Annotated in this window: 7 protein-coding genes, 1 tRNA gene and 2 pseudogenes; 8 read left to right on the forward strand and 2 right to left on the reverse strand. The window is 73.1% G+C overall.

The window, feature by feature from the left end:
• Positions 1-204 precede the first annotated feature (204 nt).
• The 3 genes and pseudogenes from topA (at position 205) to tmk (ending at position 6,415) form a co-directional block, all read left to right on the forward strand.
• Complete coding sequence (topA, locus tag BN2279_RS17375) at positions 205-3,117, forward strand: type I DNA topoisomerase (RefSeq protein ID WP_059010597.1); 2,913 nt, start codon at positions 205-207, stop codon at positions 3,115-3,117.
• 258 nt (positions 3,118-3,375) lie between these two features.
• Positions 3,376-3,759 (forward strand): annotated as a pseudogene (locus BN2279_RS31530) (dTMP kinase); the annotation flags it as partial.
• A gap of 349 nt (positions 3,760-4,108) precedes the next feature.
• The gene (gene tmk / locus BN2279_RS17385) at positions 4,109-6,415 is read left to right on the forward strand and encodes a dTMP kinase (RefSeq protein ID WP_234347974.1); all 2,307 of its coding nucleotides are present in this window, start codon (positions 4,109-4,111) and stop codon (positions 6,413-6,415) included.
• 3 nt (positions 6,416-6,418) lie between these two features.
• Here the strand turns inward: tmk and BN2279_RS17390 are convergent, their stop codons facing one another.
• Positions 6,419-7,372: a choice-of-anchor P family protein gene (locus BN2279_RS17390; protein WP_059010601.1), complete on the reverse strand. Its 954-nt coding sequence runs from the start codon at positions 7,370-7,372 to the stop codon at positions 6,419-6,421.
• Positions 7,373-7,534: 162 nt separating this feature from the next.
• Here BN2279_RS17390 and BN2279_RS17395 point away from each other — a divergent pair, with 162 nt between their 5' ends.
• From BN2279_RS17395 to BN2279_RS17405, 3 genes are all read left to right on the forward strand, one after another.
• Positions 7,535-8,737 (forward strand): DNA polymerase III subunit delta', encoded by a 1,203-nt coding sequence (locus BN2279_RS17395; RefSeq protein ID WP_059010603.1) that lies wholly within the window; start codon positions 7,535-7,537, stop codon positions 8,735-8,737.
• Between the two features lie 13 nt (positions 8,738-8,750).
• Positions 8,751-10,343, forward strand: a complete 1,593-nt coding sequence (locus tag BN2279_RS17400) for an alpha/beta hydrolase (protein ID WP_059010605.1) — start codon at positions 8,751-8,753, stop codon at positions 10,341-10,343.
• 357 nt (positions 10,344-10,700) lie between these two features.
• Positions 10,701-10,774, forward strand: a tRNA-Thr gene (locus tag BN2279_RS17405).
• Between the two features lie 118 nt (positions 10,775-10,892).
• Here BN2279_RS17405 and BN2279_RS17410 read toward each other — a convergent pair.
• The gene (locus tag BN2279_RS17410) at positions 10,893-12,461 is read right to left on the reverse strand and encodes a tyrosine-type recombinase/integrase (protein WP_059010607.1); all 1,569 of its coding nucleotides are present in this window, start codon (positions 12,459-12,461) and stop codon (positions 10,893-10,895) included.
• A 148-nt stretch (positions 12,462-12,609) separates the two neighbouring features.
• On the opposite strand from BN2279_RS17410, the pseudogene BN2279_RS17415 reads away from it, so the two are divergent.
• Positions 12,610-12,866: pseudogene (locus BN2279_RS17415) on the forward strand (hypothetical protein).
• Between the two features lie 540 nt (positions 12,867-13,406).
• Positions 13,407-14,441: a DUF3631 domain-containing protein gene (locus BN2279_RS17420; protein ID WP_407702262.1), complete on the forward strand. Its 1,035-nt coding sequence runs from the start codon at positions 13,407-13,409 to the stop codon at positions 14,439-14,441.
• Positions 14,442-14,570: the final 129 nt, after the last annotated feature.

Raw genomic sequence — 14,570 nt, forward strand, 5'->3', positions numbered from 1 at the left:
GCCCGCGCGGCGACCCGCGCACACCGTGGGTGACTGTCCATGGACAACGCGCTGGCGTCATCGGGCGGCGGGAACGGCGGATCTCGGGTTACCGTTCGAGATGCGGTCGCGGAGTTTTCCCATTTGACACGGAGCAGGGATGTACCGTCACACTCCGCACCGTCAGTACTTTCCCTCTGGGCTGGAGAGAAGAGCGAGAAGAAGTTGTCCCCGACCAGCGAGACCGCGAACGGCGGCCGCCGACTCGTCATTGTCGAGTCGCCCGCCAAGGCCAAGACGATCAAGGGCTACCTCGGCCCCGGATATGTGGTCGAGGCCAGCGTCGGGCACATCCGCGACCTGCCCAGCGGCGCCGCCGAGGTGCCCGCCAAGTACAAGGGCCAGCCCTGGGCCCGCCTCGGCGTGAACGTGGACGAGGACTTCGAGCCGCTGTACGTCGTCAACAGTGACAAGAAGGACCAGGTCAGGAAGCTCAAGGAGCTGCTGGCCGACTCCGACGAGCTCTATCTCGCGACGGACGAGGACCGCGAGGGCGAGGCCATCGCCTGGCACCTCAAAGAGGTCCTCAAGCCCAAGGTGCCCGTGCGCCGCATGGTCTTCCACGAGATCACGCGCGACGCCATCAGAGCCGCGGTGGACAACCCCCGCGAGCTGAACCAGCTTCTGGTCGACGCCCAGGAGACGCGCCGCATCCTCGACCGCCTCTACGGGTACGAAGTCTCGCCCGTGCTGTGGAAGAAGGTCATGCCCCGCCTGTCCGCGGGCCGCGTCCAGTCCGTGGCGACCCGGCTCGTCGTCGAGCGGGAGCGCGAGCGCATCGCGTTCCGCTCCGCCGAGTACTGGGACCTGACCGGCACCTTCACCCCCGTGCCCGGTGACGGGTCGTTCGAGGCGCGGCTGACCGCCGTGGACGGCCTGCGCGTCGCGCAGGGCCGGGACTTCGGGCCGGACGGCCAGCCGCGCAACCCGGGGCAGGTCCAGCAGTTGAGCGAGGACAGCGCCCGCGCGCTGGCCGCCGCGCTGGCGGACACGGCGTTCGCGGTCCGTTCCGTGGAGTCCAAGCCGTACCGCCGCTCGCCCTACGCGCCGTTCCGCACCACCACGCTCCAGCAGGAAGCCTCCCGCAAGCTCGGCATGGGCGCCAAGGCCACCATGCAGGTCGCCCAGCGCCTGTACGAGAACGGCTTCATCACCTACATGCGGACCGACTCCACCACCCTGTCGGACACCGCCGTCTCCGCCGCTCGCGCCCAGGTCACCCAGCTCTACGGCGCCGAGTACCTGCCGGACCGGCCGCGGGTCTACGCGAGCAAGGTGAAGAACGCGCAGGAGGCCCACGAGGCGATCCGCCCCTCCGGCGACCGCTTCCGCACCCCGGCCGAGACGGGTCTGACGGGCGATCAGTACCGCCTGTACGAGCTGATCTGGAAGCGGACCGTCGCCTCGCAGATGAAGGACGCGGTCGGTCAGTCCGTCGCCGTCCGGGTCGCGGGCACCAGCGCGGACGGCCGCGACTGCGAGTTCGGCGCGAGCGGCAAGGTCATCACGTTCCACGGCTTCCTCAAGGCGTACGTCGAGGGCGCCGACGACCCCAACGCCGAGCTGGACGACCGCGAGCGGCGGCTACCCGCCGTCGCCGAGGGCGACCCGCTCGACGCGCGGGACATCACGGCCGACGGCCACGCCACCAAGCCCCCGGCCCGCTACACCGAGGCATCGCTCGTCAAGGAGCTGGAGGAGCGGGAGATCGGCCGCCCCTCCACCTACGCCTCGATCATCGGCACCATCCTCGACCGGCGGTACGTGTTCAAGAAGGGGACCGCGCTCGTCCCCTCCTTCCTCTCCTTCGCCGTCGTCAACCTCCTCGAACAGCACTTCGGGCGGCTGGTCGACTACGACTTCACCGCGAAGATGGAGGACGACCTCGACCGCATCGCGACCGGTGACGCCGAGGCCGTGCCGTGGCTGCGCCGCTTCTACTTCGGCGAGGCCGGCGGCGAGGCCGTCGGCGGCGGCGCGGCGGACGCGGGCAACGGCGACGGCGACCACCTCGGCGGGCTGAAGGAACTGGTCACCGACCTGGGCGCGATCGACGCGCGGGAGATCTCGTCGTTCCCGGTCGGCGAGGGCATCGTGCTGCGCGTCGGCCGGTACGGGCCGTACGTGGAGGCGCCGCCGGAGCCGGACGGCGAGCCCGGCGAGCCGGGGAAGCGCGCCGACGTGCCCGACGACCTGCCGCCGGACGAGCTGACCGTCGACCTGGCGAAGGAACTGCTGGCCAAGCCCAGCGGCGACTTCGAGCTGGGCACCGACCCGGACACCGGCCACCAGATCGTCGCCCGCGACGGGCGGTACGGCCCCTACGTCACCGAGGTGCTGCCCGAGGGCACGCCGACCACCGGGAAGAACGCGGTCAAGCCGCGCACCGCCTCGCTGCTGAAGTCGATGGCGCTGGACGCCGTCACGCTCCAGGACGCGCTGAAGCTGCTGTCCCTGCCGCGCGTGGTGGGCACCGACCCCGAGTCGGGCCAGGAGATCACCGCGCAGAACGGGCGGTACGGGCCGTACCTGAAGAAGGGGACGGACTCCCGCTCGCTGGCCACCGAGGAGCAGCTCTTCACCGTCACCCTCGACGAGGCGCTGGCGATCTACGCGCAGCCCAAGCAGCGCGGCCGGGCCGCCGCCAAGCCGCCGCTGAAGGAGCTGGGCGCGGACCCGGTGACGGGGCGGCCGGTGGTGGTCAAGGACGGGCGGTTCGGCCCGTATGTGACGGACGGGGAGACGAACGCGACGCTGCGGCGCGACGACGACCCGGAGACCATCACGCCGGAGCGCGGCTACGAGCTGCTGGCGGAGAAGCGCGCCAAGGGGCCGGCGAAGAAGACCGCCGCGAAGAAGACGGCGGCCAAGAAGACGGCCGCGAAGAAGGCCCCGGCCAAGAAGACGGCGGCGAAGAAGACCACCGCCAAGACCGCCGCCAAGAAGACCACCGCGAAGACGGCGGCGGCGAAGAAGACCGCCGGTGACGCCGACGCGCCCGCGAAGAAGGCCCCGGCGCGCAAGAGCGCGGCCAAGAAGACCACCGCGGCCCGGTCCGCGGCGGGCGCGCCGGAGTAGCCCGCGACGGCGGGGCCGCTTTCCCGGGCAGATGTTCGGGTACGTGGTTTCGCCGTCCGCGCCGAAGGTTACGCTGGCCGAATGACGCGAGCAGAGCAACCCGAGGTTGTCGACCCCGCCCGCGGCGCCACCGACGAGGCGCTCGCCGCGGACTCACGCGAGCGCGCGCGACGGGCCCTGTTGCAGGTTCCCGAGCTGCGTCGGCTGTGGGAGGCGGCGTTCGCCGGCGGCATAGGCGACGCGCTCGCCCAGCTCGTGCTGATCGTGCTCTCGGTCCAGGCCGCGCTCCACGTCCCGGAGGACGGTGGCGAGCCGCTCTTCGGCGGTGAGTACCGGGGCGTCGCGCTCGCCGTCACCCTCGCGCTCGCCGTGCGGCTGCTGGCCACCGGCCTGACCGGGGTGCTGTTGCTCGGCCCGCTGGTCGGCCTCCTCGCGCCGGCCGGGCCGCTGGACCGCCGCTGGACGCTGGTCGGCGCCGACGCCGTCCGCGCCGCGCTGATGATCGTGGCGCCGCTGTGGATCGACTGGCTGCCCGGCAGCGCGTACGTCTACATCCTGCTCACCGTGTTCATCACCGGTTCGGCGGAACGGATCTGGGCCGTCACCCGCGACACCGTCGCCCCCGCCCTGCTGCCCGCCCCGCCGCCCGAGGGCGCCGCCGTCCGCCCGCTGCCCGACCACCCCGAGGCGCTGCGCCGCCTCTGGCTGCGCAGCGCCTCGGGGCGGCCGGGCCGCGGGCGGACGGCGTCGCCCTCCGGCGGCGGGGCGGGCCGCTGTCTCTTATTCCCACCTCCCCTCCCACGCGCCACCCTCCCCCGCCCTCTTCGGCGGCACATCCAGTGGGGCAAAGGCGCCAGGGCGGCCCGCGCCGCCCGAGGGCGCCGCCGTCCGCCCGCTGCCCGACCACCCCGAGGCGCTGCGCCGCCTCTGGCTGCGCAGCGGCTACGTCGCCATTCCGCTGGCCGCCGTCGCCCTGCTCGGCGCCGCCCTGGTGAGCAACCTGCTGGCCACCGGCCTCGACTGGTTCTCCACCCACCAGGCGGCCCTCGCCTCGTATGTCGCGGCCGGATTCTTCGCCGCGTCCGTCTCGGTGCTGTACTTCCTGCGGCTGCCCGGCACCGCGTCCCGGCGGCCCGGCTCGCCGCTGGAGGGCCTGCGCCGCCCGGCCGCCGGAACCGGCGCGGAGAAGGGCAGGACCGGCGCCGTTCCCGTGCTGATCCTCGGCTGCGCCGCCGTCGCCGCGGCCATCGCCGCGGCCGTCGCGCTCGGTGTGCTGCGCGTCGGGGACCAGGGCGGCGGCCCGGTCTCGTTCGCGCTGCTGGTGCTCGGCCTGACCGGCGGCGTCGCGGTCGGCGTGCGGACCGCCCCGGCCGCGCTGCCCGCGCTGTCGCGGCGCCGGCTGTTCGCGCTCACGCTGGCGCTCACCGGCCTGGGCCTGTTCGGCACCGGCATGATCGCGGACCCGGCGACCGTCCTGTTCACCGCCGCCGTCACCGGGCTGGTGGCGGGCGTCGCCGCCCACACCGGGCACGTGCTGCTCGACCAGGAGACCGAGGCGTTCCGCAGGCCCCGGCTCACCCAGCACCTGCACGCCGTGATCCGCGTCGCCGTCGCGGTCGCGCTGGTCGCCGCCCCGCTGGGCGCGGCGTTCATCGGCCCGCACCGCGTGGAGCGCGGGGACTTCGTCCTCCAGCACGGCGGCGCCGCGTTCACCCTCATGATCGTCGGCGCGCTGATGCTGCCCGTCGCCGCCGTCGTGCTCGGCCGCACCGACGACCGGCGCGGGGTGCCGTTCGGCCGCGATCTGGCCGTCGCGCTGGGCGGCGGCTCGCGGCCGGAGCGGTGGGCACCGGCGGCGGACGGGTTCTTCATCGCCGTCGAGGGCGGCGACGGCGCGGGCAAGTCCACCCAGGTCGAGGCGCTCGCGGAGTGGATCCGCAGCAAGGGCCACGAGGTCGTCGTCACCCGCGAGCCCGGCGCCACGCCGGTCGGTCAGCGGCTGCGCGCCATCCTCCTCGACGTCGCCTCGGGCGGCCTGTCGGACCGGGCCGAGGCGCTGCTGTACGCGGCGGACCGCGCCGAGCACGTCGAGTCGGTCATCCGGCCCGCCCTGGAACGCGGCGCCGTCGTCATCTCCGACCGTTACACCGACTCGTCCATCGCCTACCAGGGCGCGGGCCGCGACCTGTCCGCCACCGAGGTCGCGCGGATCTCGCGATGGGCGACGAGCGGGCTCGTGCCGCACCTGACGATCCTGCTGGACGTGTCGCCCGAGACCGCCCGCGAGCGGTTCACCGAGGCGCCGGACCGGCTGGAGTCGGAGCCGAACGAGTTCCACCAGCGGGTGCGGGCCGGGTTCCTGGCGCTGGCCGCCGCCGACCCGGCGCGGTATCTGGTGATCGACGCGGGCCAGGACCCGGCGTCCGTCACCACCGCCGCCCGGCACCGGCTCGACCGGATGCTGCCGCTGTCCGAGCAGGAGCTGCGCGCCCAGGAGGAGGCACGGCGGCGCGCGGAGGAGGAAGCGCGCCGGCGTGCGGAAGAGGAACGCAAGCGCAAGGAAGAGGAAGAGCGCCTGGAGCGCGAGCGGCAGGCGGAGCTGGCACGGCTGCGCGCCGAGGAGGAGGAGCGCAGGCGGCGCGAGGAAGAGGAACAGCGCCTCGCCGAGGAGGCCCGCCGGGCCGAGGAAGCGCGTCGGCTGGCCGAGGAGGCCCGCAGGCTCGCGGAGGAGGAACGCCGCCGCCGCGAGGCGGAGGAGCGGCTGCGCCGGGAGGAAGAGGAACGGCGCCGGCGCGAGGCCGAGGAGGAGGCGCGGCTGCGCGCGCAGGCCGAGGAGCGGCGCCGCGAGAAGCAGCGGAAGGCCGAGGAGGCGCTGCTGCGCGCCGAGCGGGCACGGCAGGCGGCCGCCGCGGCCGCCGCGGCGGCGGCCGAACCCGCGGCACCGGCCGCCGAACCGGCCGCTCCCGTGGCCGGTGAGTCCGACAGCACCAGGACCGTGCAGCTCCCGCTGGCCGACCCGGACAACGAGGAGACGGCGGTCATCCCGCGCGAGGGAGCGGAAGCGGTCCGCGAGACCCGGCCGATGCCGAAGATTGGCGACGGCGACGGCGGTGACGTCGTGCCTCCGCCTCCGCCGCCCGCGCCGCCGGCCGTTCCGCCCGCGCCGCGCACCCGCCCCGAGTGGGCGGAGGAGACGCCGCTGGACGACGTCCCCTCGCTCGCGGACGAACTGCTCGGCCCGCACCGGGACGAGGACGACGAGAACGGGCCCGGCGGCGGCCGGGGCCGGCGCCGCTGACCGTCAGCCCGCGTCGCGCTCCAGCTCGGACGGGTGACCCATGACGACCTCCTCGCCCGCGGCCACCCGGTACGGCCCGGAGCAGACCGCGTCGGCGTCGGGCATGACGTACCCGTCGGGGACGTCGGCGACGCAGACGTAGGCGTCCATGTCGTCCCGGGGCACGAAGTCCACGCCGCACCGGCCGGCGGCGCCGGTGGCGCAGCTCCCGAGGACGAGACCGGCCTCGTCGACGACCTCGAACCGGACTCCCGCGACACCGGCCGGCGCCGCGCCGCTGTCGGCGGTCCCGTCGTCGGCTTCGTGCGCGACGCCGGTGAGGGTCGCGATCCCGGTGCGGGTGCCGCAGTTGGCGCTGCCGAGGGTCAGCTCGCCCTCCGCCAGCGTCAGATGGAACGCGTTGACGGTCAGCGAGCCGTCGTCCTCGGCGATCTGCTCGTTGAGGACCACCCGGCCGAGGCCGTCGGGCAGGAGGAGCGTGGTGTTCGGCGCCGGGGTCTCGGCGAAGGTCATGTCGGTCCCGGAGGGGACGCCGAGGACGACGTCGCCGAGGGAGACCGCGCCGACCGGGGCCGCGCCCAGGCCCGTCGAGCAGCCGGCGCGGATGTGACCGGTGCGCAGGGCCATGTCGCCGATGCCCAGACGCGCGCTCTCGACCCCGGCCTCGGCGGCGCTGCGGCCCCGTTCGTCGTCGCCTGAGGCGGTCGCGGTGACCTGCTGGACGGTGCCGAGGTCGTCCAGCTCGACGGTCTCGACGGTGATCCGGGCCGGACCCTCGGGGTAGGCGGCGTACGCCTCGGCCACGTCGAGGTCGCCGAGGCGGGCGAAGACGCCGAGGCCGGAGCTGGAGGCGGGGACCGGGGCGTCGTCCGCGACGGCCTGCGACGATCCGGGGACGGTGAGGAGAAGCGCCCCCGCCAGGGCTGCGGTCGCGGCGGCGCGCAGGATGTGCATCATGCGGCAAACGTTCCATATGACGACCCGAATGTGCGCCCAGCGTCACGGTGTCACCACGGGAGGTTCCTCCGAACGGGCCCCGCTGTCAGTGGGGTGCCGCACAATGGTCCCCGGTGCCGGCGGTGGGCCGGCGGTTCCCGTTGCGGTGGGAGGGAGTGCGCGATGGCGGTCTGGGACGATCTGGTCGGTCAGGACCGGGTGGCGGAGCAGCTCGCCGCGGCGGCCCGCGACGCGCACGCCTATGTCGCGGCGGCGTCCGGCGGCGCGGAGCCGGAGCTGTCCGGTTCGGCGATGACGCACGCCTGGCTGTTCACCGGCCCGCCCGGCTCGGGCCGGTCCACGGCGGCGCGGGCGTTCGCCGCCGCGCTCCAGTGCCTCAGCCCCGACCTCGCGCTCGGCGGCCGGCCCGGCTGCGGCTTCTGCGACGGCTGCCACACGGCCCTCATCGGCACCCACGCCGACGTCGAGGTGATCCGCACCGACCTGCTCACCATCGGCGTCAAGGAGACCCGCGACCTGGTCCGCCGCGCGCAGCTCTCCCCGGCCGGCGGCCGGTGGCAGGCCATCGTGCTGGAGGACGCCGACCGCCTCACCGAAGGCGCGGGGAACGTGCTGCTGAAGGCCGTCGAGGAGCCCGCCCCCCGCACGGTGTGGCTGCTGTGCGCCCCCTCCACGGAGGACGTGCTGCCGACCATCCGCTCCCGCTGCCGCCACCTCGCGCTGCGCACGCCGCCGGTCGCCGCCGTGGCCGACGTCCTGATCCGCCGCGACGGTGTCGAGCCCGACGTCGCCCGCGCCGCCGCCCAGGCCACCCAGGGGCACATCGGGCGCGCCAAGCGCCTGGCCACCGACGAGCAGGCCCGCGCCCGGCGGGCCGCCGTGCTCCGGCTCCCCGAGCGGGTGAAGGACATCGGCGGGTGCCTGCGCGCGGCGCAGGAGCTGGTGGACGCCGCCGCCGCGGACGCCAAGCAGCTCGCCGAGGAGCTGGACGAGAAGGAGACCGGGGAGCTGCGCGCCGCGCTCGGCGCCGCCGACGGCAAGCGCCTGCCGCGCGGCACGGCCGGGGCGATGAAGGAGCTGGAGGACCGGCAGAAGCGCAGGGCGACCCGCACCCAGCGGGACGCCCTGGACCTCGCCCTGACCGACCTCACCGCGTTCTACCGGGACGTGCTGGCCCGTCAGTTCGGCTCCACCGTCGCCCTCGCGGGCGGGGAGAGCGCGGCGGCCGTGGAGCGCGTCGCCGCCGCCTCCCGCCCCGAGCAGACGCTGCGCCGGATGGAGGCCGTCCTCGACTGCCGCCGCGCCCTCGACCGGAATGTGGCGCCCCTGCTCGCCGTGGAGGCGATGACGATGGCGCTGCGATGAGCGACTACGCTCGATGACCATGAGCCTCCGCACCACAGGCCGCCTCGCCCTCGGCCTCCTCGCGTCCACGGCCCTGCTCGCCACCGCCTGCTCGTCCAACGACCGCCCGGACGAGCGCGCCCCCTCCGGCATTGGCGAGACCTCCCCGGCGCCGGACGCGCCACCGCTGGAGCCCCTCCCCGAGGAGATCCCGGCGGAGCTGCGGTCGTACTACGACCAGGAGCTGAGCTGGAGCGCCTGCGACGCGGCCGGTTTCGAGTGCGCGAGCCTCACCGTTCCCCTCGACTACGAGAACCCCGACCCGGCCGACGACATCCGGCTCACGGTCACCCGGGACCGGGCGGGCGACGCGTCGCGGCGGATCGGCGCCCTCCTGATGAACCCCGGCGGCCCCGGCGCCTCGGCGGTCGACTTCGCGCAGGGCTCCGCGGAGTACCTGTTCCCCGAGGAGGTCCGCGCGCGGTACGACATGGTGGGCCTCGACGCCCGCGGCACCGGGCGCAGCGAGCCCGTCGAGTGCCTGTCCGGCCCCGAGATGGACGAGTACACGCTGACCGACCGCACCCCCGACTCGGACGCGGAGGCCGACCAACTGCTCGCGGCGTTCGAAGAGTTCGCCACCGGCTGCCAGGAGCGGACCGGCGAGCTGCTGGGGCACATCTCGACGATCGAGTCGGCCCGCGACATGGACGTCCTGCGCGCCGCGCTCGGCGACGAGGACCTGTACTACGTCGGCTTCTCGTACGGCACCAAGCTCGGCGCCGTCTACGCCGGTCTCTTCCCGCAGAACACCGGCCGCCTCGTGCTCGACGCCGCGATGGACCCCCGGCTCCCCACGCTGAACACCGACCGCGAGCAGGCGGGCGGCTTCGAGACGGCGTTCCGCTCGTTCGCGGAGGACTGCGTCTCCGGCCCCGACTGCGCCCTCGGCTCGGAGGACGCCGACGACGCGTCCCGCCGCCTGTCGGACTTCTTCGCCGAAGTCGACGCCGAGCCCCTCCCGTCCGGCGACCCCAACCGCCCGCTGACCGAGTCCCTCGCGACCACGGGCGTCTCGATGGCGCTCTACGCCGAGGACCTGTGGCCGATGCTGCGCGCGGCCCTCACGGCGGCGATCGACGAGGGCGACGGCGGGCCGCTGCTGGAGCTGGCCGACATGTACAACGAGCGCGAGCCGGACGGCAGTTACGGCACGACGATGTTCGCCTTCCCGGCGATCAGCTGCCTCGACAGCCCGGCCGGCAACGAGGACGCCGAAGCGCTGGAGGACACCATCGGCTCGTACGAGGAGGCGTCCCCCACGTTCGGCCGCGACTTCGCCTGGGCCACGCTCCTGTGCGCCGCCTGGCCGGTGGAGCCGACCGGCCACCCGGTGAGCATCGCCGCCGAAGGCGCCACCGACATCCTGGTGGTCGGCACCCTCCGCGACCCCGCCACCCCCTACGCCTGGGCCCAGGGCCTGGCCGACCAGCTCGCCACCGGCATCCTGCTGACTTACGACGGCGACGGCCACGGCGCCTACGGCGGGACGAGCGAGTGCGTCAACTCCGCCGTCAACAGTTACCTCCTGGAGAACATCAGCCCGGAGGAGGGCACCACCTGTTGATGACCTGGGATGATGTCGCTATGCAGTGCATCCGCTACCGCACGGCCATATCGGCCCGCACCCAGAACGCGCCCCTACCGGAGGGGCTGAACGAGCAGGACCTCGACACGCACCTGACGGCCTGCCCGGAGTGCCGCCGCTGGTCCAACCGCCTCCGCACCCTGCGCGAAACGACCGACGACCTGCTCCGCAGAAGGCGTTCCAGCCCACCCCCCACCCCCCCGCGGCCTGTCCCATACCACGCACCCCACCCCCGCCGTCCTCCCCCCCCCCGCACCAGACGCACGCCTCTCCCCCCTGGGTAGGCAGGGTCAGATGTGTATAAGCGGCAGCCCCACCCCGGGGGACCGCACACCCGCCGCCTTAGCTCAGTCGGCCAGAGCGACGCACTCGTAATGCGTAGGTCAAGGGTTCGATTCCCTTAGGCGGCTCGCGGAAGGCCCAGGACATCTTGCTCATGACCTGGGCCTTTAGTTTGTCCGCGATCTTCAGCCGCTCAGACGGTGGTTGGGACGGGACTCCTTGCGTGAGCGATGCGTGAGCGGAGCCTCAGCGATCCCGCCTCTTGCCCTTCCCTTTTCGGTTCTTCTTCTTGCGGTGCTTCGGCTTGTCGTCCCGCTTCTGACCTGCGCGAGGAACCAGCTTGGCGGCTGCCTCGGCCGCCTCCCTGGCGACGTGCGGGAAGACGCTCTGGTAGATGTCGCGCGTGATCCGGGTGTCGCTGTGCCCCAGCGTGTCCGACACGATCTTGATGTCGATCCCCGCGGCGAGCATGAGCGTGGCCGCGCCGTGCCGGAGGTCGTGCAGCCGGATCGGCGGCAGCCCGGAGGAGGCGACCAGCCGCGCGAAGTAGTCTGTGATCTTGCCCGGATGCAGCCATTCCCCATTCTCCTGCGCAAAGACCCGGCCGGTTTCGACCCAGGCCGGCCCCCACTCCTCGCGCTCCCGCTGCTGCCGCTCGCGGTGCCGTTTGAGGACGGCGGCCGTCTCGTCGTCCAGGGCCACGACACGGAACCCGCTGTCGGTCTTGGGCGCCGACTCCGCGACATCCCAGCCGTCCTGCACGAACTGGGTGGTGACGGTGAGCATGCCGGTGTCGAGGCTGACCTCCGACCACGGCTGAGCACACGCCTCGCCGCGGCGTAGCCCCCGCAAGGCGATCAGGTGCCAGAGGGCGTAAAGCCGGTCCTCGGCCACGTGGTCGAGGAAGGCCCCGGTCTGCTGCGGCGTCCACACCATCACCGCGGAGGGCTTCTCACCCGTCAGTTCCCACCTCGCGACCCGCTCATCCGTCCACACCAGCGCCTTGGACTTGCGGACGGGATCCATCTCGACATGGGCTGCCGGGTTGAAGGTGATGATCTGCTGCGCGATGGCATCGTTCAGCGCGGCGCGCAGGGTGGCGCGGATGTGCTGCCGGGTCGCCGGTCCGGTGGTCCGCCGGAAGGGCGGCATCGCGTCGATGGCTGACTTCATCGCCTTGCGGCGATCCCGATTTTCCTTCCCCTTCCAGGGAAGCGTGGCCAATTCCGCCAGGGCGGACCGGCGCTGGGCATTCTGCTCCTCGATTTCCGCGTTGGCATCGGATATCGCGGCGAACATGTCGGAGAGGTGGCCTACACGGAGCCGGTCCAGACGGTGATGGCCGATGCGCGGTTTGAGGTGCATGCGGATATCAACCTCATAGCGGGTGATACCCGATGCGCGTATGCGTTTGGCCCCCAGCCACTGGTCCAGCCAATCCCCGATCGTCAGATAATTCGCCAGGTCCTGGCCGGACGCGAGACGACGGCGGATTTCCTCGACGTTCGGCAAGGGCGTCTTCTCGTCGGCCACTCGCTCCAGCAGTTCGGTGACCTTGGCGACGGCCTCCGGGTCGTCCGCATCCGCGAGGGCGAGGAGCGCCCGCACGTGGTCGAGTGCTGCCTGCGCGTCCTTCAGCGAGGCGAAGCCGGCGCGGCTGAAGGAGCGGCGCGATCCGTCCTCACGAGGCGGCAGCTCTTGGCGGACCGAGTAGTAACCGTGGTTACGCTTAGCCAGGTTCGGGCAACTCTTGCCGAGCGGTTTACCTGTCTGCGGGTCGCGGCAGTAGCAGCGCCGATGCGTTGATCCCTTCATCGCTACCTTCCGTACGGAGTTTCGTTCGCGCGCCCGGGTGAGCTCCGGGCAGGCTGTGCATCCAAGCATGGAAAGGGCGGAATGGGTGGCCGGGGATTCCGTGATATGTGTACTGGCCCAACGACCGCCGGACGGAACAGGAGCTCTCATGGCAACGCACGAAGTCACCACCGCAGAGCAGGGAATGACCCAGGAGGAACTGCTTTCTCTCCCCGCGGCGATCAGCCTGGAAACCGCGAACCGTGCGCTTGCCATCGGCCGCAGCACGGGCTACGCCCTCGCGAAGCGCGGTCAGTACCCCTGCCGAGTCCTCCGGCTGGGCAACGCCTACCGCTCGTGACCGCCGACCTGCTTGCGCTGCTCGGCGTCCAGGGCGAGCAGTGCTTGGCCGAAGCCGCTGCCTGACCCGGAGGTCAGCATGGACTGTTCAGCAGCTATCGACGTAGTGTCCCGGTCGCCCAGACCGGCGGGGAAGGCCAGTCGGCCCCCGGCGCGCCAACGCCGAGGGCCGAGGAGTCCCCAGCCGAACGCCCCGAGCGGGAACGATCGATACGGCGGTGCCCGGGCCTTGCCCGCCCCAGCGCCGCCGGGTGAGGAGCATCTGTGGAGCACCCTACGCGGCAGTCGGCTGCCGCTACACCCCCCACGGCCGCCTGCCCGCAGGCGAAACCCGTCCTGGTCCACGCGGACCAGGACGGGGGCGCGACCGCCGCCCCGGGCGGGTCCACACCGCCGGCGGACCGCACTCCGCGGTCTGCGGACCGGTCCGCGTCCGGTCCACGCGCCGACGGGACGGTCCCCGGATCGGGCCGTGCTACCGTTCCCGGGCTCCCGCCGCGGTCCACGGGCTGTGGACCGGACGGTCCGACGGATCGGTCCACGACCCCGTCCGCGGGCTCCGGAGCGGAACTGCTGGACGAACTACGCGAGTCGATAGCCCGGTTCGTGATCCTGCCGAGCGCCCACGCTCTCGACGCGGTGGTGCTGTGGGTCGCGGCGACGCACCTGCAGATGGCGTTCCAGCACGCGCCGCGCCTCGCGATCCTGGGCCCGGTGAAGCGCTGCGGGAAGTCACGACTGCTCGACGTGGTAACCGAGTCGGTGCACGATCCCGTCATCACGGTCAACGCCTCACCGTCAGCGATCTTCCGGTCGATCACCCATCAGCCGCCCACGCTGCTGGTGGACGAGGCCGACACCCTCTTCGGCACCGTGAAGGCGGCGGAGAAGAACGAAGACCTGCGCGGCCTCCTCAACGCCGGGCACCAGCGCAACCGGCCCACCCTCCGCGTTGGCGGGCCCGAGCAGAAAGTCCTGCGCTTCCCCACGTTCGCCATGGCCGCACTCGCTGGCATCGGGGACCTGCCCGACACCATCATGGACCGGGCCATCGTCATCCGGATGCGCCGCCGGGCGCCGGGGGAGACGGTCGCGTCGTTCCGTTCCCGCCGGGACATCCCTGCCTTCCACCGGCTCCGCGACGGCCTGTCCGCCTGGTCCGCCGAAGTGCTGGAGGCGGCGAGCGCGTCCGAGCCACCCATGCCGGTGGAGGACCGGGCCGCCGACACTTGGGAGCCGCTGGTCATCGTCGCCGACCTGGCCGGAGGCACATGGCCCGCTCGCGCCCGAGCAGCATGCCGGGCGCTGTCCGCATCGGAGGCCCGGCAGACGGAGGACGACGGCCTGCGCATCCGCATCCTCATCGACATCCGCCGCGTCTTCGCCGCACTCGGCGACCCGGACGCCCTGCCCACCGCCCGCCTGATTGCCGCCCTGCGCGACGACGCCGAAGCGCCGTGGAGCGAGCACGGCAACGGCGGACTGACCCCGAGGGGCCTCCAGCTCCTGCTCCGCGACTACGGGATCGCCTCGGCCAATATCCGCTTCCCCGATGGCAGCCAGGCGAAGGGCTTCGCCCGCGGCAGGTTCCTCGATGCGTGGCGCCGGTACTGCCCCGAGGCCGTCACCGAGCCCTGCTGACCCGTACCAGTCGTCCCCGCGCAGACAGGCGCGGGGACGACTCTCTTCCGCGCGACGGGTCCACCCGTACCGGCGGTCCGACTCGTCCCCACGCCGACCAGCCATGCAACGAGTGGGACGACTTCTGTC

It is taken from the genome of Streptomyces specialis (assembly GCF_001493375.1).
Taxonomy (GTDB): Bacteria; Actinomycetota; Actinomycetes; order Streptomycetales; family Streptomycetaceae; genus Streptomyces; species Streptomyces specialis.

What these genes read in the sequence shown, in the direction of transcription:
- BN2279_RS17390 (WP_059010601.1), bottom strand. Translation starts at nt 7,372, where the DNA reads ATGATGCACATCCTGCGCGCCGCCGCGACCGCAGCCCTGGCGGGGGCG.
- BN2279_RS17410 (WP_059010607.1), bottom strand. Translation starts at nt 12,461, where the DNA reads ATGAAGGGATCAACGCATCGGCGCTGCTACTGCCGCGACCCGCAGACA.
- BN2279_RS17395 (WP_059010603.1), top strand. Translation starts at nt 7,535, where the DNA reads ATGGCGGTCTGGGACGATCTGGTCGGTCAGGACCGGGTGGCGGAGCAG.
- BN2279_RS17400 (WP_059010605.1), top strand. Translation starts at nt 8,751, where the DNA reads ATGACCATGAGCCTCCGCACCACAGGCCGCCTCGCCCTCGGCCTCCTC.